Genomic DNA, 25,118 nt, shown 5'->3' with positions numbered 1-25,118 from the left:
TTCGAATGGAACGATGGTCGATGCAAGTTCGTCCAGAATTTCCTGCCCCACAAGAGGAAAAAATCTTGCTAAAGATACATTATATTTTAGCTTATTGTAAATTTGACCATAATATTAAATATTGAAATTCTAACTTGCTTATCAATCCCGGATAATCTCTCATGAAATTAGCCTTTCGTCTGCTTATAGCTTCCCTTTTTCTGGCAACTTCCTGTAGCCCCAAGGGAGATAAATACAGCCTGGTTTGGAATACCAGCTTTCCCACTTTAGGGACTAGTTCTTCTATAAAATGTGCAGACTTAACAGGAGATGGTATTCTGGATGTGGTGATAGGGGCAGGAAAGAATGAATTTCAGGATTCTGATTCTGCAGTAATTGCTCTCGACGGGAAGACTGGAAAAATCTTGTGGACGATAGGCGGTGTAGATCAAATAGTAGGCTCAGCCAGTTTTCTCGATATAAATGAGGATGGTACAGAGGATGTGATCATTGGAGGGCGAAGTGCTCAACTCCTGGCCATAGATGGAAAAAGAGGAAAGGAAATCTGGAGGTTTAAGAAAGATTCTTATCAGGGGCCTGCTGCAAAATTTTTGCGTTTTAATTTTTACAATAGCCAATTTATCCCCGATCAGGATGGCGATGGTCTGCAAGATCTCTTGCTGGCTAATGGAGGGAATGTAAATGCTGCCCCAAATTCTGAGAAGGATCGATATCCTGCTGTGCTGGCTGTGATGAGTTCTGCTACGGGAGAAGTCCTTGCTGCCGATACGATGCCAGACGGGAAAGAAAGCTATATGTCTCCCCTACTTTATCAGTTTGAGGAAGAAGGCGATCTGAAAGTCATATTTGGTACCGGGGGAGAAACGATAGGAGGCTCTCTTTACATCCTCAGTCTCGACGATTTGATGAAATCAGATATTTCCGGGGCTATGGCCTTATATAAGGAGGCGGAACATGGATACATAGCTCCTCCGGTTCTGGCTGATATTAATAATGACGGCATAAAAGAAATAATCTCTATTTCTCACAATGGAAGGTATGGGGTACATGATAGCAGAACGGGGCGCCTGCTGAGTTTCCATGTTTTTCAGGATTTAGAAGCTAATACCAGTCCTTGTCCGGGCTACTTCAATGAAGATGAATACCTGGATATATTCTTATCCATGAGTGAAGGAGTTTGGCCTCAGAATACCGGTCAGAAGCAGTTTATCATTAGTGGAAAGGATGGAAAGATATTGTGGGAAAAGAATTTAGGCTGTTGTGGGTATAGCAGTCCCTTGAGTTATGATGTTGACGGTGATGGCTATCAGGAGGCGGTCTGGACTGTCAATGAATATAATTGTGATGGATTGTACGCGGCAGATGGCCAACATTACCTTTTTTACAAAGACCTCAATCACGCCCGAGAAGAAATCATGAGTCCTAAAATAGCGGGTAAAAATATAGGAAGTACCCCCTGGCTTGGAGATTTGGATGGAGATGGCTTTTTAGATATTCTCTATTGTATGCAGGCTAATACCTCTGTTATCCATCAGTATTTTGGCTTCATGATTGTTCGGAGCAAAACCCGGATTCCGGTTTCAGCAAAAAACAATTGGGGTCAGTATATGGGGCCAGAGGGAAAAGGAATTTACTAGATCAGAAATAAAATGATCCCTAGCGTAAAACTTGCGGCTCCCAGGATGATGGTTCTCTGAGACTTCCCTCCTAAGACAAGGGTAGCAAGCGCAGCCAGACAAAGAAAGATCAATAAATAGAATTTATAATCGAAAAAGGGCCGGATAGGATCAATCACAAAGATCCGATTATCCTTATAAACCCTGATGGATGCAAGCCGCCCTTTGAAATAGGAACGCTCCAGCTGAACTTCTGTATCATAAGTGAAAACTTCTCGGTCTTTGGGCTCTACAAAAAACTTATAGCTCTGGTAATAATACTTTCGGGCAAAGACCTGTACGTCCCCACTTTCAGAAGTTACCGTCTCGACTACCTTCAATTTATCTGAAACAACTTTCACGAAATAGTCTGAGAGATTATAGGAAGCAAAAAGAAGTAGGACAAACGTCATCATCTTGATGATGCCCGCATACTTCCGATAGCTAAGTTCCTCTTCACTGAGTTCTTTTTCCTCCCAATTGTAAGTAGATTCTCTCGGTGGGGGAGGAGGATATTTTCTTTTTCGTTCCCTTGTACCGCTAGAGGGTCCACTACTTCCCCGGTACCTCATGCGTTGCGAATACATGGTTCGCCCGTATCTGCTGGCCCTTTTGGCACGTGTGAGTTCTATACGCTCGTTGAGACCGACGGATTTTTTATGCGGATTGTAGAATGCTTTGTAACGAATGTCGTACTTGGCACGTTCTTTTGGATTATTAAGCACATGATAGGCCTCGTTTAGGTTTAAAAATTGCTCATGTGCCTTAGGGGATGGATTTTGGTCCGGATGGAGCTTTAGGGCAAGTTCTCTATAGGCAGTTTTTATCTCCGAATGGCTCGCTGTGGGAGGCAAGCCAAACAATTTATAATAATCCTGAAAGGGTTTTTTCTTCGGAGGAGGCATAAGAGGTCTTCAAGAAGGCTATCGAAGTTACTATTTTCAAAGAAATTTAGCGAATTTGGTTCCTGAATAATGATGTATGGAAGATAATAAAGCACATATCCTGTATGTGGATGATGAACGACAAAACCTGGTTTCATTCAAAGCCAGTTTCCGACATCATTATCAGGTATCTATTGCACAAGGGGGAAGTGAAGCTCTTCAAATCCTTGATGAAGCTGAGGGAATCTCGCTCATTATCAGTGATCAAAGGATGCCGCAAATGAGTGGGGTAGAGTTTCTGGAGAAAGTGCAGGAACAACATCCGGAGGCTGTGCGCATGATCATGACGGGCTATAGTGACATCGAAGCTGTGATCCAGGCTATCAACAAAGGCAAAATCTATTATTACATCACCAAGCCCTGGAATCTGGATGAATTGAAAATGATCATTGACAAAGCCCTGGATTCTTTTCGTTTGCAGCAAGAAAACCAGGTGCTACATGCTGAGAAGGCTTTGCTGGAATTGAGAAATGCCAGACAAGAACGTGAGAACATTCTTTCTCGTTTTGAAGCCCTGAAAAACCAAGTCAATCCCCATTTCTTATTCAATTCCCTAAATGCACTAAGTACCCTGGTTCATGAAGATGCGGATTTGGCGGAAAGTTTCATCCTGAAACTCACCCGTATTTATAGATATGTGCTGGACCTAAATGATCGCACCCTCATTCCGCTGGAAGATGAACTTGGATTTATTGACAATTACCTCTTTCTCCAACAAATTCGTTTTGGGAATAACTTAAGGCTCTACAGGCAGGTGGATCGGGAAGCACTTCGAAAAAAAGTTCCCCCTTTGAGCTTACAATTGTTGGTAGAAAACGCCATCAAACACAATGAGATTTCTGCAGAAAATGCCCTCACAATTGAACTCAGAGTAGAGGAAGGAAATACCCTGCTGGTCAAGAATAATTTACAAAAAAGACTTCGCAAAGTAGAGTCCACAGGCCTGGGACTCAAGAACCTGTATTCCCGATACCAACTGATTTCCGATCGAATGCCTGAATTTGGAGAAGAGGGTAATGCCTATCTCGCCAGAATTCCTTTGTTATAAGTCCCTGTTATTTAGGTAAATAAAATTCTGCACAGTGGACTGTACAGAATAAAGGGTTTCCTAAGCCCCAAGAATAGGGGAAGATACTTCTGAATCTAAATATTTTTCTCTCGGCAATTTAAGCTGAGAGGATAAGAGGAAAAACCGAATTTTCTTTGTATTGAGAATACAAATGCCTGAGCCAGAATTCCTTAGAGGGACGTAGGATTTTGGAAAAAAAATCATTTTTCTGTACAAATTCTGAATAAGTCTTCAATATTCTTACTCAGGTCATTTCTTTCTTTCTATGTTATTTTTCGTATATTTCCAGCGTAATTAGAAAATAGCTCTTGTGTAGAATGGTCATAACCCAAAAAATGTTCATTTTTGACTTAAATATTACATAAAGAATAAGTCATTACATTTTAATCGTAAATTAGCGTCGTAATCCAATTGGGTTTGAGGGGATTGTAAGGGGTTTTTATGAGGATCTATAGTAAACTAGTTTTTCCCTTGTTTATTTTTTCTTCATAACTATCATCTTACAGGATAATTCAGGTACAATCTTATTCGCTCAGTTATGAAAAGACAGGGATGTCTGTTCTTAATTCTCGTATTCTTGATTAACCTGCAGGTTGAAGCAGCTGCTTTTCCTACGGTTCCTGAAGGATATGAGCCTACCACGGAAATTATTAACTCTACGTATAGTGATATTATTGTTTTACCAGCGACTGCAGGTCGATTGCTGCATTTTGATGCTCGCCTGGAAGGAGACAATGTTTACCTCGATTGGGAAATAGAGGGGGATATCAATACCAGTAGCTTTATAGTAGAGAGAAAAACTCCAGATTCAGAGTTCTTAGCAATAGGCGGAGTAAAAGAATTTGGAGAAAGAGCGAATTTTCGCAGATATACTTTCAAAGATGAGTGGGAACTTGAAACCAATGTTAGAAGACAATATCGTCTCAAGCAAAAATTTGAAGACGGGACTTTCATTTATCACGATCCCATTACCATACTTAGCGTACCCGCTCTAAGTTTAGAAGCCTTTCCAAGTCCGGTTAATAATCAGTTGAGCCTCAATCTACCCGAAACTGAAAACAGAAGTTATACAGTTTCTTTCTTCAATGTATCTGGCACTCTGCTGGATAAAGTTGAGATCAAAGCCAACTCCTTTGGAACTAAATTACAAACCTTCGATATGAGCAGATTCAGTGCAGGAATGCTCTGGGTCCGTGTTCAATCCGGCCATCAAAGCTGGGAACATAAGATCATTAAGAACTAACACTCATACAAGAACGTTTACAAAAAACAGCCCGAATCAGTGATTCGGGCTGTTTTTTGTGTATATGGCCCTACACTAAAATTAAGTTCCAGGGCACGGATATTCCTCCCTCATACACTCCGGTCCAATAGTCCCTAACCTCCCTTGCATTCCTAACGTGTATTAAGTAATTGCTCTAATAATTAATGTTATGAAAGTACTCTTAAAATCATCTATCAAATACATCGCAGCTTTAACCCTGATGCTGGGGATGGCTCAGATAAGTTTTGCGCAGGAAGAGAGACAAGCATCTCAAAGACTGATCGACGCAGAACAGGAATTGTACGAACTGATACAGGTAGACAAAAGATCACTCACCAAAGAGGAAAAGCAGATCTGGAAAAAGCAGAAAAAATATCTGCAAAGGATCATCAGCGAGGAGAAGGATAAAGATGAGTTCTATACCTACAGAAGAAACAGAGACAGATTCAACAATTATAATCCTTATTACGGTCGTTATGGATATTACAGCCCATTTTTCTACCGATACCCAAGAAGGATCATAGTAGTTCGAAGATAAAGAAACCTCAGTAGTGTTGTATATGTTTTGCCATTGAATAAGGCCACTTTCATAAAGTGGCCTTTTTGGGTAAGTGATAGTTAAGGTTTTCGAAAGGATAGACCTTTGTCTTCAGATCTGTTTTTTATCCAGGATAAAAGGTTGATGGTACTGGCGCTCTCCGGTAGCTTTATACAACGCATTTGCCAGGGCTCCAAAAACAGGAGGGAAGGCAGGTTCTCCTAAGCCTGTAGGGTCAATTTCATTTTCTACAAAATGAACATCAATTGCTTTAGGGGCTTCTCCCATGCGGATCATGCGATACTGGTGAAAATTGTTTTTTTCAGGCACTCCTTTACGAAATCTTAATTCTCCAAAAAGTGCATTACCAATTCCATCTACTATGGCACCTTCACACAAATTGGTCGCAGCATCAGGGTTTATTACAATGCCGCAATCAATCGCACAGCAAACCCTTTCGATCACAGGCTTTCCATCTTTTACATAAAGATCAACGACCTGAGCAGCGTAGGAATTATGGCAAAAATAGGCAGATACCCCTCTTCGGATCTGCGAGTCCTGATCTTTTCCCCAGCCTGATTTCTCTTTGAGTAGCTTCAACACTCCTGCATATCGCTCTGCATCATAGTCATTTCTTTCTCCAACAGGGTGCTTTGCAGCACGTTCAAGAAGCTCCAGGCGGAACTCAATCGGGTCTTTTTCTACCGCTTCAGCTAATTCATCCAAAAAAGACTGCTCGGCAGCTGCAATGAAATTTGATCGGGGTGCTCGAAAGGAGCCAATGGTGATATTGGTATTGAGTGTCCAACTCTCCGCGAGATAATTATCAATGGCACCAGCAGGAAATCGGTTTGCATATAAGGGGCTTTCAGGAATGCCTCCTGCCTTTACATGAAAGGCTGTCAGCTTATTGTCTATGTCAAATGCTGCCCGATAGCTTGCCTGATAAGCGGGGCGATAAATGCCCCCTGTCATATCGTCCTCACGCGTATAAATGAGCTTAATCGGGGCCTTCACCTTTTCGGAGATCAAGGCAGCTTCTATTGCCCAGTTTGCATAGGAACGGCGTCCATATCCCCCGCCTAATCGGGTCAACTGAATGTCAATATCTTCAAGAGGAATCCCCAGGCGGGCCGATAGGGTTTTTTCAGTAAGTTCTGCTTTTTGAAGAGGCCCTGCCAATTTTGCTTTGCCCTCCTTAACCTCTGCGAAAAAATTCATAGGCTCCATACAATTATGAGCCAGGAAGGGTGCAGTATACGTGCGTTCTATGACTTTGGCTGCATTTTTAAAAGCCGATTCAGGGTCTCCATCTTTACGAACTAGCTGACCGGCTTTTGCATCCAGTTCTCTCATTTTTGCCTGATGATCAGCTGTATTCTCCAATCCAGCTGGGATAAGCAGGTTTAACTTAGGACCTCTAAATGGCTGCCTTTCCTCTGTATAGCTTTCAAAAGGCTCCCATTTCACCTCAAGAGTTTTTTTAGCCTGCATTACCTCCCAGGTTGAATTTCCTACTATTGCCAGTACGTCGAGAAACGCACAGGTATCAAAATGTTGCCTGTTGAAATCATCTTCAAGCACTTTGATAGGAAAGATATCCTGAATGCCAGGCATGGATCGGGCTTTAGCATCATCAACAGATGATAACTTCATCCCAAAAGCTGGAGGGTGGATAATCATAGCAATTAGCATCCCTTCCTTTTGGGTATCTATCCCAAATAAGGGTTCACCAGTTACGATTTTCCTGCTATCTACATTTTTGCGAGAAGTGCCAATGAGGGTAAAATCCTGTACGTTTTTTAATTGTACCTCTTCGGGTACTGGAGTCTGTGTCGCTGCAGCAGCCATTTCTCCATATCCTGCAGATTTACCACTGGCTGTATGATACAGAACCCCTGCCTCCGTAGTAATTTCTGCTGGCGATGCATCCCAAGCGCTGGCAGCTGCATTACATAGCATTTGACGAGCTGTCGCACCTGCCATACGAAGGCTATTCCATGCAAATCGAATGGCATTGCTCCCTCCTATAAACTGACGTTGATAAAGCTCTGTGTTCAAAGGAGCCTGTTCAACGATTACATCCTTCCAGTCTACATCCAGCTCCTCTGCGACAATCATAGGCATAGACGTTTTTATATTCTGTCCTCCTTCCGGATTGGGAGAAATAATCGTAATCACTCCATTATCCCCAATTTTCAAATATCCGTTCAGTTCAAACCACTCATCTGGCAAACTCAGACTTTCTTCCTGTTCGGAAGCACAAGACGCCAACCAACTAAAGCTAAGCATCATTCCTCCTCCCATTAAAGCAGAGGCTTTAAGGAAAGACCGTCTATTGTGAGAGGTTTTAATGGGTGTCATATCTTACTTTATTCTTTCGTCAAATCTAATTTTTCTCCCAGAAAGGGTTGATTGTATTGACGTTCTCCTGTAGCCTTGTACATAGCATTGGCAACAGCTCCAAAGATGGGTGGGAAAGGGGGCTCTCCCAATCCGGTAGGATCGACATCGCTATCTACAAAGTGAACTTCTATCTCTTTAGGAGCTTCTTCCATTCTAATCATTCGGTACTGATGGAAATTATTTTTTTGAGGAATTCCATTTATAAAGCTCATTTCTCCGAAAAATGCATTTCCTATTCCATCTGTAATTCCTCCCTCGGCCATGTTCGCAGCTGCATCTGGATTAATAACAATCCCACAATCTATTGCACAGGTTACTTTCTGGACACTTGGCTCTCCATCTACCAGTTTCAAATCCAGTACATGAGCAGCATAAGAATTGTGACAGAAGTAAGCAGATACTCCCCGGTGAAGGTTTTCATCTTTATTTCCCCAGGCTGATTTATCTCTTACCAGTTTCAAGACGCCTGCATATCGTTCTGCATCATAGTCATTTCGCTCTCCGACAGGATTTTCTGCCGCTCGATTCAATAACTCAAGGCGAAATTCTATTGGGTCTTTACCCATTTCCTCCGCTATTTCATCCAGGAAAGATTGTTCTGCTCCTGCCATAAAGTTTGACCGGGGAGCTCTAAATGCACCTGTGGTAATATTGGAGTCGATGGAAAACTCCTCTGCTTTATAATGATCCAGGGAACCTGCAGGGAAACGATTTGCAAAGAGGGGACTCTCGGGAACTCCTCCAGCTTTCACATGCATAGCCAATAGTTGATTGTTCTCGTCCAGGGCAGCACGATACCTTGCTTGGTAGGTGGGACGATAAACACCATTGGTCATATCGTCTTCACGACTATAAATCAATTTAACGGGAGCATTTACTCGCTGGGAAATCACAGCTGCTTCAACGACATGGTGAGAATAGGCACGGCGACCGAATCCTCCTCCCATTCGTGTCATTTCTATTTCGATATTTTCTTCTGCTATGCCGAGACGATCTGCTATTGCGGATTCAATTAGTCCCGGGCCTTGAAGTGGGCCAGCCACATGTACCTGATTTTCTTTTACATCAGCAAAAAAGTTCATGGGCTCCATGCAGTTATGGGCAAGGTAAGGAGCCGTATAGGTCCGTTCTATAATCCGGGCAGCTTTTTTGAACATAGCATCAGGATCTCCATCTTCCCGAACAATCTTGCCCGGTTTATCCATTAACTCGCTCATCCGGGCATTGTGCTCAACCGTATTTTCAAGCCCTCCGGGTACATTTACCTTGAAATCCCGTCCAAACCTGCTCATGGTCAAGGTCTTGTCGGGTAGCGGCTTCCAACTTACCTCCAGCTTTTTCTTTGCCTGCATGACTTCCCAGGTAGAATTGCCTACGATAGCAACAAGTTCTGCAAAAGCATTGGTATCAAAAAATCCTCGTTTAAAGCCATCTTTATAAGTTTTTAGAGGAAATACATCCACAATGCCCGGCATGGATTTTAATTTATCTGCATTTTCAATGGAACTCAAGGTCATACCAAAAGCAGGGGGCTGCTCAATCATAGCGATGAGCATCCCCTCTTTTTGATAATCTACCCCAAACAGGGGTTTTCCTGTAACTATTTTCTTGCCATCTACATTTTTCTTTGAGTGTCCAATGATGCTGTAGTCTTTAGGTTCTTTTAAATCCACTTCCTCTGGAACGGGGATTTGAGCTGCAGCGGATGCCATTTCTCCATAGCCCGCAGATTTTTGACTGGCTTTATGTTCCAATAGTCCGGCCTGCGCCGTGATTTCTCCTACAGGTACTTGCCAGGCCTTTGCGGCAGCTTCTTTCAGCATTTGTTTAGCTGTAGCTCCGGCAATACGCAGGGGTTTCCATTTCATCATGATCCCCCGACTTCCTCCGGTAAATTGACCGAAGGGAGATCCCGGAAATTGCTCCGGACTGTAAGCTGCCTGCTCTACGATTACATTTTTCCAGTCTACCTCCAATTCTTCCGCAACAATCATAGGCATGGAAGTCTTTACATTTTGCCCAAATTCTGGATTGGGAGAATAAATGCTCACGACCCCATTGTCTCCAATTTTGAGATAGCTATTGAAATCGTACCATTCTTTAGGTAGAACCAGTTTCTCCTCTACTTCTTCTGGAGTACAGGATGCCAGGAAGTTGAAACTAATCACCAATCCACCACCTGCAAGGGCACTAGCTTTTAAAAAAGACCGTCTGTTATAGGAAGTTTTAATATTTGACATTGGAAATGAGTAAATGGTAATTCAGAAATAATCTCTAAAAAAGGATCAGGAATTCGCCGCTGTTTTAATGGCCGCTTTGATACGAGTATAAGTCCCACAGCGACAGATATTTCCATTCATAGCTGATTCAATTTCCTCATCTGAAGGATTGGGATTGTCTTTCAAAAAAGCGGCTGCATTCATGATCTGCCCCGCCTGGCAATAGCCGCATTGAGGAACATCATGCTCTATCCATGCTTTTTGTAAGGGATGGTCTCCCTTTTCAGATAAGCCTTCAATGGTTGTTATGGCTTTATCTCCAATTGCTGAAACCGGCATTTGGCAGGAACGGACGGCTACGCCATCCAGGTGAATCGTACAGGCACCGCATTGAGCGATCCCGCAGCCGTATTTGGTTCCAACCAAATTGATGTGATCTCTAAGTACCCATAGCATGGGAGTTGAAGGATCTACCTCCAGCTGATGATCTTTTCCATTTATGTTTAAGGTAAAGGCTGCCATAGAATTAGTATTGAGAATGATGGGAAAATAAATTATCGGTCTTTTCCTTTAAGTAACAAAAGAAGGCAATAAAAAACCTAGTATTTGTATACCGATTACTGCTTTATCTACCATTTTTACAGCTAGACAAGAGGACTCCAGATAGAATATATATATTAGGTGAACCGAATGAACTTCTTATGGAGAAGATATATCAATTTGATACGATAGGTGAATACAATGCGCTTAACCAACATGAGACATTGCATCCACTCGTAAACATCATCGATTTTTCAAAAGCTCATCCCAGATCTTGGGATGGGAATAAAAAGTTAAAACTGGCTTTTGGTATCTACTGTATCTTTTTGAAAGAGATTAATTGTGGGAATTTAAAATATGGATGTAATTACTATGATTATGAGGAGGGCACCCTGGTTTTTGTATCTCCCGGTCAGGTGCTGAATTTAGAAACCGATGGCAAGGTTTATCAACCCAAAGGATATGCGCTTGTCTTTCATCCGGATTTAATCAAAGGCACAGCTCTGGCAAATGGGATTCAGGAGTATAATTTTTTCTCTTACGAGGCCCACGAAGCCTTGCATCTTTCGGAACAGGAACGTCAAATCATTCTTGACTGTTTTTCAAAAATAGCCTATGAACTGCAGCAGGGAGTTGATAAACACAGCAAAAAGTTAATTGTCTCTAATATTGAGCTTTTTCTAAACTATTGTGTTCGTTTTTACGATCGTCAATTCATTACCCGAGATCATATAAATAAAGGAATATTAGAAAAGTTTGAAAGCTTACTTCAGGACTATTTTTCCGGGAACAATGCCCAAAAACTCGGCTTACCAAGCGTGGCATATTTTGCGGATGAATTAAATCTTTCGGCAAACTACTTTGGAGATTTAATCAAAAAAGAAACGGGTAAATCTGCCAAGACCTTTATCCACGACAAAATCATTGATTTAGCCAAAAGTAAGACATTCGACACAAGAAAAACCATTAGCGAGATTGCTTACGAATTAGGCTTCAAGTATCCACAACATTTTACGAGATTGTTCAAGAAGCAGGTAGGAATGACTCCCAATGAATACAGAAACCTGAATTAAGAAAGAAAAAGGCGGCCCTTGAGCCGCCTTTTTGGATTTCATACGATGAGTAAATTGAAATTCTTAAGGAAGTCTCAGTTTGTCTCGCAAATGCAGATCATCCGTATTATGTTTAGACCAGTAATCTGTGTTTAAACTTTCCATCAGGCTGGCCTTGGTAACAAGATTTCTCGCATTGGGACCAAATCCACTCTTACTACTTTCTTCCCAGGAAAGAATTTTGTGAGGAAAGGCTTTACCAAAAACAATCTCCAGACTTCTTCCTGCTGAAGCATAAGATATTTTGTAGTGCATCTTCCCTTCTTTCTCTTCCAAATTGATTATGGCTTCTTCCGCCTTAAGTTCACGATGTCTTAGTCTGCTATGAATCACAGAAGGGATCAACTTTACTTTTCCCGTAGGCAATTCAGCAGGATTGATACGAATGCGGGTCCATAATTCATCTTCCAGCATTACTTTCTCTATTTCCTTATTTACATCTCCTTCTGATTCAAAATAGGAATAGCTGGATAATTCAAAATGATTCTTACGATTATTCAGCTGAGCAAATACATGTCCACACCATTCCTGTGAACTCATAGTCGTTTTCAAACTATGAGGATGCTTATCCAATTCAACGGGCGTAAAGATCGATTGCATGATGGAGTAAGGGTAAATACCCGTATTGAACTTCTTTGTAAGGTTCAATTTTAGAATCGGAACTCTGTCTGTTCCGGCACTCCCTGCATTGTCCAGTTTTACCTGCTTCTTTTTGGAAAAATCCTCGGTTACATAAACCAGAACCGCATGCCCCTCATGAATTTCTCCGTAGCGTGCCTGTTCCAATTTATAGCTGCTAATTTCTGCTTCTCCTTTATACCAATACTCATTAAAATTCTCACTAAAGGATTCAGCATCATCCTCTAATGAGGCGAATTGAGCCGGGATATCCTGCTGATCAACTTGAGGTTTACTCCTATCTTCCTGACAAGCCATCAAAGTGGCTAGGAGAAAGATTAGCGGGAAAGCGATTTTTTTCATTTCGATAGAGAATAAAGATGAATGAGTCCAAATTAGGCTGGTGCTTAGCTACTCAACGTCATGTAGCTGACCATTGTTCGGGCCTCTGCTACAAAATTGGCTTTAATTCAGGAAATAAGCAGAGATTTTAATCATTTAAAGGAATGATTTCTTTCAGCAATAGGAAGTTTGTTTTCCTCTGATTTTGATAAAATGTCCGTTAAAACGGCTTGTTATGCGGATGAAGCTAAAGGCAAGAAATTTACAGCTACCCTTCTTTATTTTCGCTTCAGGATAATTAATAAAAGAAAATAAAACATGTCGCAGGGAATTCCACAAGCTGTGCTCAAAGTAAACAATCTTGTAGACGTCTTGAGAGAGAGGTCAGAAATCAATAGGGGCAAACGCCTTTTTGGCTTTCTGAAAAATGGAGAAGACTTAGGTCAGACCTATACCTTTGATGAACTGGATACAAGAGCGAGATCTATTGCAGCACATCTTCAGGAAAAAGGATTAGAGGGCGAAAGGGCGGTGCTGATGTATCCTTCAAGTCTCGAGTATATGGCCGCTTTCTTTGCTTGCCTATACGCCGGAGTAATTGCTGTACCTGTCTATCCTCCGCAAATGGGGAAACAGGTTTCCAGAATTGAATCTATCATCAAAGATGCCACTCCCCGCATTTTTATGGGGACGCAGGATATTTATGACGGTATCGAAACCAATATGCCGGAATTTGCAGAGCGTTTGAGAGGGAAATGGTTATTGACCGATTCCATCGATGACTCTCATGCGGGTATCTGGACACGACCTAATTTGACAGAGGACAGCATTTCATTTCTTCAATATACTTCTGGTTCTACCGGAAGTCCCAAAGGAGTGATGGTAAGTCATGGCAACCTCATGGCTAATCAGCGTTCACTGGCATATCTTACCGGCAGCCATGATGAATCCGTTTATGTAAGCTGGCTACCTCTTTTTCACGATATGGGACTTATTGGTACTGCTTTGCAGCCGGTATTTTATGGGATTACCAGCTATTTGATGGCGCCTTTCTCATTTGTTCAGCGTCCTCATCGTTGGTTGAAAGCCATTTCTGATTATAAGGCTACTTTCTCTGTTAGTCCAAATTTCGGATATGATCTTTGTGTGCAAAGGGTGAATGATGAAGAGCTGGCAAAACTGGATTTAAGTTCCTGGGATCACGCCTGTAATGGAGCGGAACCTGTAAGAATTGATACCTTAGAAAGATTTGCAGATAAATTTGGCCCTGTAGGTTTTCGCAAAGAATCTCTCTTTCCCGTTTATGGAATGGCAGAATCAACCCTCGTAATCACTGCCTGGGGAAAAGGGCATGTAGCTAATCACGAGCATTTCAATGGAGAATTGCTGGAGCAAAACAAAGTAGAAGTAGTATCTCCAGATCATCCGAATGCCCACCAATTGGCCAATTGTGGATTTACAGATACAGAACATGAAGTCAGAATTGTAAATCCAGAAACCTTGAAGCCTTGCGGAGCAGATGAGGTTGGGGAGATTTGGTTTAAAGGGCCAAGCTCAGCGAAAGGATACTGGGAGAACCCTGAGCAAACCAAAGAAACTTTTGAAGCTTATCTTCCAAATAATGAAGGTCCCTTCTTACGCACAGGAGATTTAGGATTCCTGCGTGGAGATAAATTATACATTACAGGTCGCTTTAAAGATTTGATTATCATTCGTGGAAAAAATCATTATCCACAAGATATAGAGTTGACCGTAGAAAATAGCCACAAAGTGCTGAGACCTAATGGTGGTGCTGCATTTTCGGTGGAGGCTGCTGGAGATGAAAGATTGGTAGTAATCTATGAGGTAGATAGAGGCCTGTTCCGCAAAGTGGATAATGAAGAAGTCTTCAAGGCAATCCGTGAGTCCATCTCAGCCGAACATGAATTGCAGGTATATGCGATAAAGTTGGTGAAAAGAAGAAGTATCCTGAAAACTTCCAGTGGAAAGATCATGCGCAGAGCTTGTAAAAAGGCATATTTAGCTGGAGAGCTTTATGAAGAAGCCAGTTGGCAATTGCCTCTGGAAGAAACTGAGCAGGAGGCCGTGACTGATGAAAATGCAAAGCAGATCAAAAGTACTGCTGAAATTCTGGAATGGATCATGAACTGGATGAGTCAGAAGTTGAGCATTCCGGTGAGTGATATCGATACGGCAGACTCTATGAATGCCTATGGAACGGATTCCATGATGACAGCAGAATTTGAGGAAGAAGTCTCCAAATTCATTGGTGTCGAGTGGCCGGTTATGGATTACCTGATCACCGAACCTTCAATTCTGGAAGTAGCAGAAAGAGGAGAAGAGTGGGCGAAAGATCAACTCAATGCTTGAGTTCTTTCTTTTAGCCAGGCTTTTTCGGATTCATTCATACGAGGAGCGAGTTTTTCATAAACTTCTGCGTGGTATGAATTAAGCCAATCCTTTTCTTCCCGGTTCAGGAGATCTGCATCCACCAAACCTAAATCAATCGGACAGAGCGTAACGGTTTCAAACTTTAGAAACTGACCAAATTCCGTTTCCTGATCTTCCACACAAAGGATGAGGTTTTCTATTCGTATCCCATACTTTCCGCTATGGTAAATCCCCGGTTCATTGGAAGTCAGCATACCTGGCATCATAGGAGTTCCCTGTGCACCACTTGCGCCACTCCCCATAGTTTGAGGGCCTTCATGGACATTGAGAAAAAATCCCACCCCATGTCCGGTACCATGACCATAGTTTAAGCCATATTTCCATAAGGCTCTTCGCGCGGAGGCTTCGATTTGTTGTCCTCGGGTTCCTGCAGGGAATACAGCAGTCGCAATACCGATATGACCCTTTAAAACCAATGTAAAGTCTCTTCTCTCATTCTCTTTGGGTTCAGAGAGTGCAAGGGTACGGGTAATGTCAGTCGTACCATCCAGGTATTGCCCTCCTGAATCCAGGAGAAATATCCCATCCGCATGGAGTTCTGCACAACTACTTTCCTCTGCCGAATAATGAACGATGGCACCATTGCCTTTATAACCGGCTATGGTGCCAAAACTGGGCCCTTTGAAATTAGGCTGTTCTGCTCTGAAGGCCTCCAACTTTTCGGCAGCACTCACTTCCGTGATTTTCTCCTTACCAATATGAGATTCTAACCACATCAGGAATTTACACATGGCAATTCCGTCCTTGATCATAACTTCCCGAATATGGGAGATCTCGGTTTCGTTTTTTAAAGCTTTGGGAAGGGTCGTTAAATTCATCCCCTCAAGGAGCTTGACCTCATTGGAAATACTACTCAAAGCAGCTTTATTGCTTTTGCCTGGATCAAGGAAAAGACTTTGTCCTCCTTCAATCTTTGCCAGGCTATCTGAGATTTCCTCATAAGGCCTCAGCTTTACATCCTGTTCAAGTATCTCGGTGATATCATCTGAAACTTTGCTGGGATTGATATACAGAGTTGCCTCAGTCAGTCCAATTAGACTAAAGCAGAGAGGCGTGGGATTGTAATCCACATCATTTCCCCGGATATTATATAACCACGCAATATCATCCAGGCTACTTATAAAGGTATAATCCGCAGCTTTTGCTTTCATTTCCTCCCGCAATTCTCTCAATTTACTCGCCCGACTTTTTCCGGCAAATGATTGATCATGGATGAATATAGGAGTTAGAGGTATTTCTGGACGAGCTGGCCATAAATCTGAAATAAGATCACCTACATCGACAATTTCAATACCCTTTTTCGCAAATCGTTTTTCCATCCTGCGATACAAAGCCAATGAAAACAAACGGGCATCTATCCCAACTTTCGCATGCTCAGGAGCCTTTTCTGTTATCCAATCTATGTATTCAGGTGTATGGGGAATTTTGAGCTTTACCAACTCATAGCCAGATCCCTTCAATTGAGATTCTGCTTGGAGAAAGTATCGGGAATCAGTCCATACGCCGGCAAAGTCAGAACTAATCACAACATTGCCTGTAGAGCCGCTAAAGCCGGTCAAAAATTTCATGACCCTCCAGTAGTCAGCTATGTACTCACTTTGGTGGGGATCTGTATTAGGAATAATTAAGGCAAAAAGGCCTCTATCGGATAGTTGTCTTTTGAGTGCTTCTAGGCTTTGCTGCATGATTTAGCTATTTCTTATGGCTTCTACGTCTTCAATAGTTTTGGCCAGTGGCTTACCGAGCAAACGACTGCCACCCGAAGTAATGAGGTAATCTTCTTCTATCCTGATACCTCCAAAACTTCTATATGCATCAAGCTTATCAAAATTGAGGTATTCTTCGCAAGTCCCTTCTTTTTTCCAGGTATCAATCAGGAGAGGAATAAAATAAATTCCGGGTTCGACGGTCAACACAAATCCTTCTTCCAGTTCTCGACCGAGTCGGAGGGACTTTAACCCAAATTGCGTGCTTCTTTTCAATTGATCGGTATACCCTACATGATCTTCTCCCAGATCTTCCATATCATGTACATCCAATCCCATCATATGTCCCAATCCATGTGGGAAAAAGAGGGCATGAGCGCCTGCAGCAATGGAGGATTCTACATCCCCTTTCATCAATCCGAGGGCCTGCATCCCTTTCGTAATAGTCCGGGCGGCTTCCAAGTGAACTTCTTTATAAGTAATACCGGGTCTCAACATCTCTATCGAGCGATTTTCGGCATCCAGGACAATCTGATAAATCTCTTTTTGCTGAGAACTAAAAGTCGGTGAAACCGGAAAAGTTCGGGTCATATCCCCGGCATACCGGGTATCAGTTTCCGCTCCTGCATCCAGTAGAAATAGCTGGCCGGCTTCAAGTATATGATGGTAATGATGGTTGTGGAGGGTTTCTCCGTGGATGGTTCCAATTACCGGATAGGATACATCCCCGTCATGCTTGAGCGCCTCATACCTGACAGCAGCTACTACTTCTGATTCTTTGATACCAGGCCGACATACTTTCATAGCAGCCACATGCATATCAGTTGTGATAGAACAAGCACGGTCCAATTCTACAATTTCTTCTTCGCTTTTCTTTGAACGTAGGTCTATAACCGCTTTTATAAAAGCCCGGGAGGACTGCTCATTTATCGTTGCCAGATTTAGTCCTAATATCTGTGATAGTCGGATCTTGTTTTCGAAGCGATAAGGAGGAAGAAAGTGAACATTTCTGCTTGCTGTTTTTGCTTGAGCCAGATCTCCAGCTAATTGGGCTAAAGGGGCAGTGAATTTGATCCCTGCCTTATCCGCTAGTTCCCGAACACTTGCCTGAGGACCTGTCCAAACCACCATTTCGACCGAAACATCATTGCCATATAAAGTGCTTGTGCCAGCTTCAATATCAATGATAACGGCGAATTGAGGAATATCTATCCCGGCAAAATACAAGAAGTTGCTGTCCTGACGATAAGGATAAATATTATCGGTATAATTCATCGGACTATCATTGTTCCCGAGCAGGAGCAAGAGGCCGGAATCCATAGACTGGATCAGTTTTTGTCTTCTTTCTGTATAGGTAGTAGCTGAAAACATAGGGGCTAGATCAAATTAGATTAGGAAGATAGGAAATGAGGGCAAGAGAAAAAATCATCTCTAGATAATTTAATCTTAATAGTGAGTATACATACACATTGTTTTTTTGCAAGGTGAATCCATATAGCAACATAGAAGATAGCCAAAAGCTTGTCATTATAGACGATGAAGAGGATTTGCTCGATCTCATGGAGTACCATTTCAAGAAAAAGGGCTATGAGGTCTTTGCATTCGAAAGCGCTAACAAAGCATGGGAATTCATGGGGGAAGTTAGGCCCGATATGATCCTTTGCGACTGGATGATGCCAGAAATGTCAGGTATAGACTTTTGTCGAATGGTAAAAGGTAACCTAGTGTTATCTGATATACCCTTTGTCATGGTTACCTGTCGCTCAGAAAAGAGTGCTGTCCAGAAAGCCATGGCAGAAGGAGTAAGCGACTATATCAAAAAACCCATTCTTATGCCTGAGTTGGTAAGCCGAATTGATCAGCTTTTCAATTTGCGCGCCTCATAATCTTTCCTTTCTCATCTGATTTTAGCTTACTGACAAGGGATATATGCAATCCTGGCCGGGCACTCTTTGGCGAAGCTTCAAAAATCCCTCAATACTAGCTAAATGCAGATTTTGTGGTATCTTGTGAGCTCCTAATATTTAGAACATGCTTACTGATCGAATGCGATTGGCCTTTAGCATAGAGAATGTCTATGCAGGCTTTGCGAAGGTTACCGGAATATTTCGAGTAATTAATGATATCCTGATCCTGGAGTTTGAAACCAAGGAAAATCTTTTTGGAGGAGTCTTGAAATCTCGCCCCAAAAAAATAGATATTCCTTTGATGGAAGTAGAATCCGTTACCTTAAAGAAAAGCTGGTTCAGTACCAAAGTTATCGTTCGCGTCCTTCGTCTGGATATGCTCAATGAAGTACCCGGAACAGAAAAAGGGGAAGCCGTTTTAAAAATTAGAAGGAAAGAAAGAAGTACTGCTGAGACCCTTATCTCAAAAATAAATCTGCGCATCTCCGAATTAGGGCTTGATCCGCATGAGAGAGGAGACAGCTTTCTCTAGGCTTTCTAAGTTCCCGATCGAAATACACACGCAATTTTCACACTTCATTTAATCTTATGAAAAGGACATTGCTATACCTTATTCTCTGTGCTCTCTTAAGTACTATTCAGGCGCAGGACCTGGCTCGTCGTGCCTTCCTTGGCGTCAGATTGGGAGCCGTAACTGAAGAATTGAAAAATGAATTGAAGTTAGTTGACTTGAATGGTGCTCATGTGCAGCAAGTCTATGATGCTTCAACTGCAAAAGCTGCAGGCTTGCAGGCCGGTGATGTGCTTGTGAAACTCGGAGAAAATTCTATCACCAATGGACAGGACTTTATCCAAAAAATCAAAGCCTTTCAAACAGGAGATAAAGTCAATCTCGCTTATTTTAGAAATGGAAAGAAAGAAGAGCTTGAGTTGGAGTTGATGGGCTTTCCCGAAGAACGGTATGAAGGCGCGACCATGATTTACCGGAGTGTGGAGACCGCGACAGGTTTACACCGTAGCATCATGAGTTTGCCAGAGAATGTAAAAATCCCGGCAGTGGTGTATATCATTCAGGGAATAGATTGCGGCTCTGTAGATGCTGCATTCGCGCCTCAAAGTGGTATTGCTCAATTAGTTCGACATTTCAACAATAAAGGTTTTGCTACTTATCGGGTGGAGAAAAGTGGAGTAGGGGACGGTAAAGGAAAAGCCTGCACAGAATGTGATTTCGAAGAAGATAAAAACATTTTTCTGGAAGCTTTGAAAGAGCTGAAAAATTCGGATGAAGTAAATCCCGAGGAAGTTTATCTATTAGGTTTGAGTATGGGCGGCGTTTGGGCACCTTTGATTGCCAATGAAGTAAAAGTGAAGGGAGTCATGGCTTATGGAACGATTGCCAGACCTATGGCTGAATATATGCTTGAGAATTCTCGTCGCCAGGCTCTTTTGGGAGAAGTGGATGTAGAAAGGCTGGAGCAAAGTCTGAAAAATGATGCTCAGCTTTATCACTACCTATACAATGAGAAATTAAGCCCTGAGGAAATTATAGAAAATCATCCTTTCCTGGAGGCTCGTATGAGAGAGATATCCAGTGAAAGAGATCCTGAAGCAAAAATAAGACATTTGCATGCTGGAAGACTCTATCAGTTTCAGGTTCAATTGCACAATACAAATATTTCGCAGGCCTGGAAAAATCTGGATGCGCACGTATTGGCGGTTTGGGGAAAAGGAGACTACGTATCCAATAAAGAGGATCATGAATTGATTCGGGATATCGTCAATGCTTATCATCCGGGAAAAGGTAGTCTGGCTATGGTAGATGGTAATCACTGGTTTGAAAAAGCCAGTTCCGAAGCAGAAGCCTTTGAAAACCGCAGACTCCAAAAACAAGTTCCTCTGAATACAGAGATCTTCAATACTTTTAGTGACTGGATCAATAAGATTAGAGGAGTCTAGTCGCCTCTAAAAAAAATTAAGCAACATGTCATTGCGAGCCGGAAACTCCGGCGAAGCAATCCCCTTGTCAACAGATAATAGGATTTGATTCAAGGAGATTGCTTCGCCCTACATAAGGGCTCGCAATGACAGCTTTGCTGATATTTTTTAGAGGAAATATGGATCAGTCATGCCCAAGGGACTTACATGATCTTTCCTTTCAATGCATCTATTCTGGCAAGAGATTCTTCAATCCTTTCCATGCTCACTTTTTCTTCATCGATCAATTTCTTGATGATCGCTATGGCTTTGCTTGTTGCATCACCATCATAAAAGCGCCCATTATTGTTTGCGAAAACCAGGATATCTACTCCGGCATTCAGGCTCTTTTCGATGGCATCTTCGAGGCCGTAATTTTCGGTAATGGCTCCCATGTGCATATCATCAGAGATTACGACTCCTTTCCATCCCAGGTCTCCTCTTAAAACGCCATTGATCACCTTTTCGGAAAGCGTGGCCGGATATTCTGCATCCAGATTTTTATTGAATACATGAGCCGTCATTACCATAGTAGCCTTATCGGACTTTATGAGTTCTGCGAAAGGACTCAATTCATTTTCTGACCAGGTATCGGTGAGATCCGTGAATCCTGCATGAGAATCCGATTTTGCGCTGCCATGTCCGGGGAAATGTTTAAGGCAGGTCATTACATCATAGGCAGTATGCGCATCAATCACAGCTCCTGCATGTTTAGCAACGGTGGCCGCATTTGCTGAATAACTCCTTTCCTTATTTCCAATAGCCGGAGATGCGGGATTCACATTCACATCAGCCACAGGGGCAAAATTCAGGTTGATCCCCAGCTCAGCCAGGAGTGCTGCTGTACTATCGGCCCAGTTGCGTGTGGAATCCAGGTTGTCCATACTTCCCAGGTATTGGGCAGAAGCGCTGAAATCGGGGAAACCATATTTGGATTTGAGTCGATTTACCAGGCCATTTTCCTGGTCAATGGCGATCAGAAGTTTACTTTCTGTGAGCGCCTGTAAGTCATGGGCCAGTTTTTTCACCTGGGCTGGCGACACTATATTTCGAAGGCCTTTATGCTCTACATCATAATCGAAGAGGACAACCCCTCCCAGGTTCCTTTCTTTGATATCAGCGATGATACGATTGGTATCTGAGAGTTCCGTTCCTCTAAAACCAACCATCAGCAATTGGGCGATCTTTTGTTCGAGGACCACCTCATCGACGACTTCTTTCTTAGGTTCTGAACAGGAAAACAATAGGGGGATTAGGACAATAATGCTCAAATAGCGCATAACAGGGATTTATCAATTCTAGCTTACTTATACGGAACTAAGTTAGACAAGATTTGAAAAATCAATAGGATTTCTTTTGGATTCTTTGAATCAACTGTCCTGATGCCTGGATAATTCTTCTTTTTCCTCCGCTGCAGTTTTTTTTATTCCTGTGATAAAAAGAAAGAGTCCTCCGATCGCGAGACAAAGAGGAATCCATACCCATTGTATATTGGGGCCTCCCAGGCTTAAGAAAGCACAAAGGAATCCTACAAAGGTGATGATCGCACCAATCAGGCGATATTGCTGGCCAATAGGGGTTTGGACCTGTGGCATAAACCAGGGATCCTGAGTTTGCAGGATAACCCTTGCCATGAATTCATCTTCGGGCGAAATTCTAATTTGAAAGGCTTGTAGAAGGGAAGCATGTTTAAGAAAGCCTGGTAGACTTTCTTCTTTTATTACTTCGCAATTGATTCCTTCTGTGAGCAGCAGATTGGCGAAGTGGTTTGCTTCATGAATATTTTCGAAATTAGCAAGAATAATACGTTCGCTGTTCATGTTGTCTGGGGGTGTGAAAGTACGACAGATTACTGGATGAAGCGTAGTATTCGTTCGTTTGTAATGCTAATTAACGAATTATTGAGATTCAAGATTCGGTGAAATAAATATTTTCGCGAATAGTAAGAATCGATTGAATAGAAAATTATACACAATGAAATACTTTCTTCTTTCTCTTATCCTTTTATTTACTTTTTCCTGTAGTGAAAAGCAGACAGAACTTGCTATTGCTACAGAGGAAAAAAAGGAAGCTCTCCCGAATGTTCCTAAACCCGAAGGTGTTTGGAATGTAGGATTTCTCATCATGGATGGCGTTTACAATACCGAACTCACCGCTCCCATGGACATCTTTCAGCATACCATCTTTCATACTGATCCCGGCATGAAAGTTTTTACTATTGCTAAAAGTCTGGATCCGGTCAGGAGTTTTGAAGGATTGGTCATCACGCCCGATTATAGCTATAGTTCCGGAGAATATCCGAATATTGACATTCTGGTCGTACCAAGTGCTGAGCATCATCTGGACACGGATTTGGAAGATGAAGAAATGATCAAATTCGTAAGCGAAACCGGAGCAAAAACTCAATACAATATGTCGCTCTGTGATGGAGCATTTGTTCTTGCCAAGGCTGGACTGCTGGATGGATTGGAATCAACAACCTTCCCCAGTGATATCGACAAATACAAGAAAATGTTTCCCCAACTCAGTGTGCATCGAGATGTCATCTTTGTCCATGACCAAAATGCAATCACTGGAGCTGGTGGCGCCAAATCTTTTGAACCCGCCCTGTATCTCTGCGAATTACTTTATGGTAAAAAGGTCGCAGATGGGATCGCACGAGGCCTGGTAATCGATTGGGAAGTAGGGGAAATTCCTAAAAAGATTTTTTAGGAGGTGTTCATGTATTCTGGTGTTCTGGTGTTCTCGTGTTCTGTAAAATCACAAGAACACCAGAACACTATTCATCCTTCTGCCCTAAATGCGGGCAATCTTTCAAAGCCTGCATATCACTAAATGCGACTTCTGCTTTTTCATAACCAAAGGTCTCTCTGAGGCTTTTGGTATAATGATTATCTCCCATGCCCATGACGATATCTTCCATAGTCAACTGGCAGGGATGTTCGTATCCGGCAGCATGGGTAATCTCCAACATTTCTTTGCGGATGGTTTTGTTGTACTGATAGAATCGCTCGGATTTGAGCTGGGTATTGATGCCTCTTTGCAGCCATTTTGATTGAGTTGCTATGCCGGTAGGGCAACGATTGGTATGGCAAATCTGAGCCTGTATGCATCCGATAGACATCATGGCTTCCCGAGCAACATGGATGAGGTCTGCACCCATTGCAAAGGCCATCATAGCGGGAGCAGGCAATCCCAATCTACCCGATGCTATGAAAACGATTCTTTCAGCCAGACCTTTATCCTGAAAAAGCTTATAAATCTTGCTAAAGGCATATACAAACGGCAAGGCAACATGATCGGCAAAGGAAGGGGGGGCTGCACCTGTTCCTCCTTCTCCTCCATCAACAGTTATAAAGTCCGGCCCTTTTCCACTTGAAAGCATTAAATCTGCTAATTCTTCCCACAATTTCAGACTTCCTACCGCAGATTTTATGCCTACAGGCAGTCCGGTTTGCTCTGCAATTTCCTCTACAAAATCCAGCAACTCAACTACATTGCTAAAGGCAGTATGGCGTGCAGGGGAAAGGACATCCTTTCCTTTTTCTACCCCTCTGATACCGGCAATCTCTGCGGTGATTTTTTTACCTGGGAGTACTCCTCCTTTTCCTGGTTTGGCTCCCTGTGAAAGTTTGACCTCGATGGCTCTGACAAAAGGATTTTTTTCAACCAGTTCTTTCATTTTCTCCATGGAAAAATTCCCCTCCGGATTTCTTACTCCGAAATATCCCGTACCAAAATGAAACATAACATCAGCTCCATGTGAATGATAGGGGGAAAGACCTCCTTCTCCTGTATTATGATAGCAACCGGCTTTATGTGCCCCTTTATTTAAAGAACTCACCGCTGCTGCAGAGAGAGAACCAAAACTCATGGCAGAGATATTAACAACAGACATAGGACGAAAAGGCCGCTTCCGTTTATTGTAAGCGCCCATTACTTTTGCGCAGGGAAGGAAACTTTTATCTGTCTCATTGGGATGTCCTTTTTTAGTCTGGAAAGGAAGCATACTGGGATTGATGAATATATAGCCAGGACTATGGATATCCTGATCTGTACCAAATCCCTGGTAGTTGTTTTGCTCTTTGGCTGAAGCATAAATCCAACTTCTTTCTCTTCGATTAAAGGGTAGCTCTTCCCGATTGTTTGCAACGATGTATTGCCGCAGTTCCGGGCCTATACTTTCCAGCATATATCGTATATGTCCAATTACTGGAAAGTTGTGCTGGATGGTGTGATGTTTATTGAAAAATATATCCCGGATTGCGATGAGTGCAATCAGGAAAAGGGGATATGCCCACCAGGGAATAGCTGCAAAGAAGGATGAGATGGATGCCATGTTTCGAGTAATTTTTGCAGAAATTACTCAAGAG

Annotated in this window: 20 protein-coding genes; 10 read left to right on the top strand and 10 right to left on the bottom strand. The window is 42.4% G+C overall.

The annotated features are described in order from the left end of the window. Positions 1-161 precede the first annotated feature (161 nt). Entirely contained in the window at positions 162-1,637 is a 1,476-nt protein-coding gene (locus R8P61_16075) for an FG-GAP-like repeat-containing protein (protein ID MDW3648585.1), read from the top strand. On the opposite strand, the gene R8P61_16070 is transcribed toward R8P61_16075, so the two are convergent. Next, positions 1,634-2,560 (bottom strand): J domain-containing protein, encoded by a 927-nt coding sequence (locus tag R8P61_16070; GenBank protein MDW3648584.1) that lies wholly within the window; start codon positions 2,558-2,560, stop codon positions 1,634-1,636. The genes R8P61_16075 and R8P61_16070 overlap by 4 nt on opposite strands. A 76-nt stretch (positions 2,561-2,636) precedes the next feature. On the opposite strand from R8P61_16070, the gene R8P61_16065 reads away from it, so the two are divergent. From R8P61_16065 to R8P61_16055, 3 genes are all read left to right on the top strand, one after another. After that, the gene (locus tag R8P61_16065) at positions 2,637-3,647 is read left to right on the top strand and encodes a histidine kinase (GenBank protein MDW3648583.1); all 1,011 of its coding nucleotides are present in this window, start codon (positions 2,637-2,639) and stop codon (positions 3,645-3,647) included. A 598-nt stretch (positions 3,648-4,245) separates the two neighbouring features. After that, complete coding sequence (locus R8P61_16060; protein ID MDW3648582.1) at positions 4,246-4,911, top strand: T9SS type A sorting domain-containing protein; 666 nt, start codon at positions 4,246-4,248, stop codon at positions 4,909-4,911. A 190-nt stretch (positions 4,912-5,101) separates the two neighbouring features. Next, positions 5,102-5,470, top strand: coding sequence for a hypothetical protein (locus R8P61_16055; protein MDW3648581.1), 369 nt, complete (start codon positions 5,102-5,104; stop codon positions 5,468-5,470). A gap of 111 nt (positions 5,471-5,581) precedes the next feature. Here R8P61_16055 and R8P61_16050 read toward each other — a convergent pair whose 3' ends face one another. From R8P61_16050 to R8P61_16040, 3 genes are read right to left on the bottom strand one after another with little or no spacing between them, the layout of a single operon-like run. Then, the gene (locus R8P61_16050) at positions 5,582-7,834 is read right to left on the bottom strand and encodes a molybdopterin cofactor-binding domain-containing protein (GenBank protein ID MDW3648580.1); all 2,253 of its coding nucleotides are present in this window, start codon (positions 7,832-7,834) and stop codon (positions 5,582-5,584) included. Positions 7,835-7,842: 8 nt separating this feature from the next. Beyond that, positions 7,843-10,116 carry a molybdopterin cofactor-binding domain-containing protein gene (locus R8P61_16045; GenBank protein MDW3648579.1) on the bottom strand — a complete coding sequence of 758 codons (2,274 nt, stop codon included), beginning with the start codon at positions 10,114-10,116 and terminating at the stop codon, positions 7,843-7,845. A 45-nt stretch (positions 10,117-10,161) separates the two neighbouring features. After that, a complete protein-coding gene (locus tag R8P61_16040) occupies positions 10,162-10,617 on the bottom strand; it encodes a (2Fe-2S)-binding protein (GenBank protein ID MDW3648578.1) in 456 nt (151 codons plus the stop codon). A 179-nt stretch (positions 10,618-10,796) separates the two neighbouring features. Between R8P61_16040 and R8P61_16035 the strand changes: the two genes are divergently transcribed. Beyond that, on the top strand, positions 10,797-11,708 hold the full coding sequence (locus R8P61_16035) for a helix-turn-helix domain-containing protein (protein MDW3648577.1): 912 nt from the start codon (positions 10,797-10,799) through the stop codon (positions 11,706-11,708). A 63-nt stretch (positions 11,709-11,771) separates the two neighbouring features. Here R8P61_16035 and R8P61_16030 read toward each other — a convergent pair whose 3' ends face one another. Then, a complete protein-coding gene (locus tag R8P61_16030) occupies positions 11,772-12,728 on the bottom strand; it encodes a hypothetical protein (GenBank protein ID MDW3648576.1) in 957 nt (318 codons plus the stop codon). 297 nt (positions 12,729-13,025) lie between these two features. Between R8P61_16030 and R8P61_16025 the strand changes: the two genes are divergently transcribed. Next, positions 13,026-15,077: an AMP-binding protein gene (locus R8P61_16025; protein ID MDW3648575.1), complete on the top strand. Its 2,052-nt coding sequence runs from the start codon at positions 13,026-13,028 to the stop codon at positions 15,075-15,077. On the opposite strand, the gene R8P61_16020 is transcribed toward R8P61_16025, so the two are convergent. Both R8P61_16020 and R8P61_16015 read right to left on the bottom strand, forming a co-directional pair. Then, a complete protein-coding gene (locus R8P61_16020) occupies positions 15,062-16,843 on the bottom strand; it encodes an aminopeptidase P family protein (GenBank protein MDW3648574.1) in 1,782 nt (593 codons plus the stop codon). The genes R8P61_16025 and R8P61_16020 overlap by 16 nt on opposite strands. A 3-nt stretch (positions 16,844-16,846) precedes the next feature. Next, the gene (locus R8P61_16015) at positions 16,847-18,235 is read right to left on the bottom strand and encodes an aminopeptidase P family protein (GenBank protein MDW3648573.1); all 1,389 of its coding nucleotides are present in this window, start codon (positions 18,233-18,235) and stop codon (positions 16,847-16,849) included. A gap of 113 nt (positions 18,236-18,348) precedes the next feature. Here R8P61_16015 and R8P61_16010 point away from each other — a divergent pair, with 113 nt between their 5' ends. The 3 genes from R8P61_16010 to R8P61_16000 all read left to right on the top strand — a co-directional run bounded on the left by R8P61_16010 (position 18,349) and on the right by R8P61_16000 (position 20,727). Further along, complete coding sequence (locus R8P61_16010) at positions 18,349-18,750, top strand: response regulator (GenBank protein MDW3648572.1); 402 nt, start codon at positions 18,349-18,351, stop codon at positions 18,748-18,750. Positions 18,751-18,895: 145 nt separating this feature from the next. Then, positions 18,896-19,303, top strand: coding sequence for a hypothetical protein (locus R8P61_16005; GenBank protein ID MDW3648571.1), 408 nt, complete (start codon positions 18,896-18,898; stop codon positions 19,301-19,303). 56 nt (positions 19,304-19,359) lie between these two features. After that, complete coding sequence (locus R8P61_16000) at positions 19,360-20,727, top strand: PDZ domain-containing protein (GenBank protein MDW3648570.1); 1,368 nt, start codon at positions 19,360-19,362, stop codon at positions 20,725-20,727. 182 nt (positions 20,728-20,909) lie between these two features. On the opposite strand, the gene R8P61_15995 is transcribed toward R8P61_16000, so the two are convergent. Further along, a complete protein-coding gene (locus R8P61_15995; GenBank protein ID MDW3648569.1) occupies positions 20,910-22,025 on the bottom strand; it encodes a glycoside hydrolase family 3 protein in 1,116 nt (371 codons plus the stop codon). A gap of 90 nt (positions 22,026-22,115) precedes the next feature. Next, the gene (locus tag R8P61_15990; GenBank protein MDW3648568.1) at positions 22,116-22,565 is read right to left on the bottom strand and encodes a hypothetical protein; all 450 of its coding nucleotides are present in this window, start codon (positions 22,563-22,565) and stop codon (positions 22,116-22,118) included. A 154-nt stretch (positions 22,566-22,719) separates the two neighbouring features. On the opposite strand from R8P61_15990, the gene R8P61_15985 reads away from it, so the two are divergent. Next, on the top strand, positions 22,720-23,457 hold the full coding sequence (locus tag R8P61_15985) for a DJ-1/PfpI family protein (protein MDW3648567.1): 738 nt from the start codon (positions 22,720-22,722) through the stop codon (positions 23,455-23,457). 67 nt (positions 23,458-23,524) lie between these two features. On the opposite strand, the gene R8P61_15980 is transcribed toward R8P61_15985, so the two are convergent. After that, positions 23,525-25,084 (bottom strand): FMN-binding glutamate synthase family protein, encoded by a 1,560-nt coding sequence (locus tag R8P61_15980; GenBank protein MDW3648566.1) that lies wholly within the window; start codon positions 25,082-25,084, stop codon positions 23,525-23,527. Between the last annotated feature and the right edge of the window lie 34 nt (positions 25,085-25,118).

The sequence above is a fragment of the Bacteroidia bacterium genome (genome assembly GCA_033391075.1).
Classification (GTDB): domain Bacteria; phylum Bacteroidota; class Bacteroidia; order J057; family J057; genus JAWPMV01.
Note: the sequence above shows the minus strand (reverse complement) of the source record. Positions and strands in the feature narration are given on the sequence as shown.

Coding starts and splice junctions, on each gene's coding strand:
- R8P61_15995 (MDW3648569.1), bottom strand. CDS start 22,025: ATGCGCTATTTGAGCATTATTGTCCTAATCCCCCTATTGTTTTCCTGT.
- R8P61_15980 (MDW3648566.1), bottom strand. CDS start 25,084: ATGGCATCCATCTCATCCTTCTTTGCAGCTATTCCCTGGTGGGCATAT.
- R8P61_15985 (MDW3648567.1), top strand. CDS start 22,720: ATGAAATACTTTCTTCTTTCTCTTATCCTTTTATTTACTTTTTCCTGT.
- R8P61_15990 (MDW3648568.1), bottom strand. CDS start 22,565: ATGAACAGCGAACGTATTATTCTTGCTAATTTCGAAAATATTCATGAA.
- R8P61_16075 (MDW3648585.1), top strand. CDS start 162: ATGAAATTAGCCTTTCGTCTGCTTATAGCTTCCCTTTTTCTGGCAACT.
- R8P61_16035 (MDW3648577.1), top strand. CDS start 10,797: ATGGAGAAGATATATCAATTTGATACGATAGGTGAATACAATGCGCTT.
- R8P61_16065 (MDW3648583.1), top strand. CDS start 2,637: ATGGAAGATAATAAAGCACATATCCTGTATGTGGATGATGAACGACAA.
- R8P61_16030 (MDW3648576.1), bottom strand. CDS start 12,728: ATGAAAAAAATCGCTTTCCCGCTAATCTTTCTCCTAGCCACTTTGATG.
- R8P61_16005 (MDW3648571.1), top strand. CDS start 18,896: ATGCTTACTGATCGAATGCGATTGGCCTTTAGCATAGAGAATGTCTAT.
- R8P61_16070 (MDW3648584.1), bottom strand. CDS start 2,560: ATGCCTCCTCCGAAGAAAAAACCCTTTCAGGATTATTATAAATTGTTT.
- R8P61_16050 (MDW3648580.1), bottom strand. CDS start 7,834: ATGACACCCATTAAAACCTCTCACAATAGACGGTCTTTCCTTAAAGCC.
- R8P61_16040 (MDW3648578.1), bottom strand. CDS start 10,617: ATGGCAGCCTTTACCTTAAACATAAATGGAAAAGATCATCAGCTGGAG.
- R8P61_16055 (MDW3648581.1), top strand. CDS start 5,102: ATGAAAGTACTCTTAAAATCATCTATCAAATACATCGCAGCTTTAACC.
- R8P61_16000 (MDW3648570.1), top strand. CDS start 19,360: ATGAAAAGGACATTGCTATACCTTATTCTCTGTGCTCTCTTAAGTACT.
- R8P61_16015 (MDW3648573.1), bottom strand. CDS start 18,235: ATGTTTTCAGCTACTACCTATACAGAAAGAAGACAAAAACTGATCCAG.
- R8P61_16045 (MDW3648579.1), bottom strand. CDS start 10,116: ATGTCAAATATTAAAACTTCCTATAACAGACGGTCTTTTTTAAAAGCT.
- R8P61_16020 (MDW3648574.1), bottom strand. CDS start 16,843: ATGCAGCAAAGCCTAGAAGCACTCAAAAGACAACTATCCGATAGAGGC.
- R8P61_16025 (MDW3648575.1), top strand. CDS start 13,026: ATGTCGCAGGGAATTCCACAAGCTGTGCTCAAAGTAAACAATCTTGTA.